A 1746-nucleotide genomic window follows, 5' to 3' on the forward strand; every position below is an offset into this window, starting at 1 on the left:
GGTGTGCACGCGGCGGCTCACCGGGCCGGGGGCCCGCGCCCCCGCGCCCTCCCCGGAGGGGGGGGAGACCCCGCTGCCCCCCGGTGCGCTCGCCGACCCGCCGCCCGCCGACCCGTGGCCCGTGCCGCCGGCCGCCCGTGCCCGGGGCCCGGCAGCGGGCAGGCAGGATGGGCGCATGCGTATCGCGGTCACCGGTTCGACCGGACTCATCGGCAAGGCGCTCGTACGCTCGCTGCGCGCGGACCGGCACGAGGTCGTCCGCTTCGTGCGCCGGCCGCCCGCGGGGCCCGACGAGGCGCGGTGGGACCCGGAACGGGGGTACGTCGACCCGGCCGGGCTCGCGGGCTGCGCGGCCGTCGTCCACCTGGCCGGCGCCGGGATCGGCGACCACCGCTGGACCGCCGCGTACAAGAAGGAGATCCGCGACAGCCGGGTGCTCGGTACGGCCGCCGTCGCACGGGCCGTCGCCGCTCTGGACGAGCCGCCGCGGGTGCTGGTCAGCGGTTCGGCCGTCGGATACTACGGCGACCAGGGCGACCGCGTGCTCGACGAGGGCTCCCCGGCCGGCGAGGGCTTCCTGCCGTCGGTGTGCGTGGAGTGGGAGGCGGCCGCGGCGCCCGCGCAGGAGGCGGGGGTGCGCACGGTGTTCGCCCGGACCGGGCTGGTCGTGGCCGGCGAGGGCGGGGCGTGGGGGCGGATGTTCCCGGTCTTCCGGGCCGGGATCGGCGGGCGGCTCGGCCACGGGCGCCAGTACTGGCCGTTCATCGCGCTGCACGACGAGGTCGCGGCCCTGCGGCACCTGATCGACACGCCCGCACTGGCCGGCCCGGTCAACCTCACCGCGCCGGAGCCGCTGACCAACCGGGAGATCACGGCCGCGATGGGGCGCGTACTGCACCGGCCGACGCTGTTCGCCGTACCGCGGGCGGCGCTGCGGATCGTCCTCGGAGAACTGTCCCAGGACGTGCTGGGCAGCCAGCGGGCCCGGCCGGTCCGGCTGCTGGAGTCGGGGTTCGTGTTCCGGTACCCGGGCATCGAGGAGGCGGTCCGGGCGGCGCTGGCGGGGGAGTAGGCCGGGGCAGGCCGGCCTGCGGTGGGCGGGCGTGCGACCGTTCGTGCACCGGGTGCGACCGCTGTGCGACTGCTGTGCGACTGCTGCGTGGCCCCGGTGTGGCTGCCGTGCGACCGGTACCAGACCGCTCTACGACAGAAGTTGTGCCCAATACCGCACCGAACTTGGGTTCCCCTCAAGTCCGTTGGGGGAAGGACGACGAGACATAGCCGCGTCGCCGACCTCGGGGAGGGGCACGTGCTCAGCAGCGCAAGCGCACACCATGCAGACGTTGTCATCGTGGGAGCCGGAGTCTCGGGACTCGCGGCTGCACACCATCTGACCGCCGCGGGGGTCAGCGTCATCCTCCTGGAGGCCGCCGACGGCCCCGGCGGACGGATGGCCACCGAGACGGTCGGCGGATTCCGGCTGGACCGGATCGGCCAGTTGCTCAACACCTCCTACCCGGAGCTGGACCTGACGCCGGGTCTGGCCGACCTGGTGCTGCGGCCGTTCGCCCCGGGCGTGGTCGTCCACGGGGAGGGCGGCAGGCCGCAGCGGGTCGGCACCGTCACCCCCGCCCGGGCGCTGGCCAGCGGTTCGCTCGACCAGGCCCGGGTCAGCGCCGCGCTCGGCCGGCTCGCGGCGCTGCCGGTGGAACGGCTGCTGGCCCGGCCCGAGCGCACCGCGCGGGC

Annotated in this window: 2 protein-coding genes; both read left to right on the forward strand. The window is 76.3% G+C overall.

The annotated features are described in order from the left end of the window. The first annotated feature begins 175 nt into the window (after nucleotides 1-175). Nucleotides 176-1072 carry a TIGR01777 family oxidoreductase gene (locus GPJ59_RS36000; RefSeq protein WP_219672325.1) on the forward strand — a complete coding sequence of 299 codons (897 nt, stop codon included), beginning with the start codon at nucleotides 176-178 and terminating at the stop codon, nucleotides 1070-1072. 279 nt (nucleotides 1073-1351) lie between these two features. Beyond that, on the forward strand, nucleotides 1352-1746 hold a 395-nt coding region (locus tag GPJ59_RS36005), incomplete at its 3' end, for an FAD-dependent oxidoreductase (RefSeq protein WP_308120692.1).

Source organism: Streptomyces bambusae, from assembly GCF_019400985.1.
GTDB classification, from domain to species: Bacteria; Actinomycetota; Actinomycetes; order Streptomycetales; family Streptomycetaceae; genus Streptomyces; species Streptomyces bambusae_A.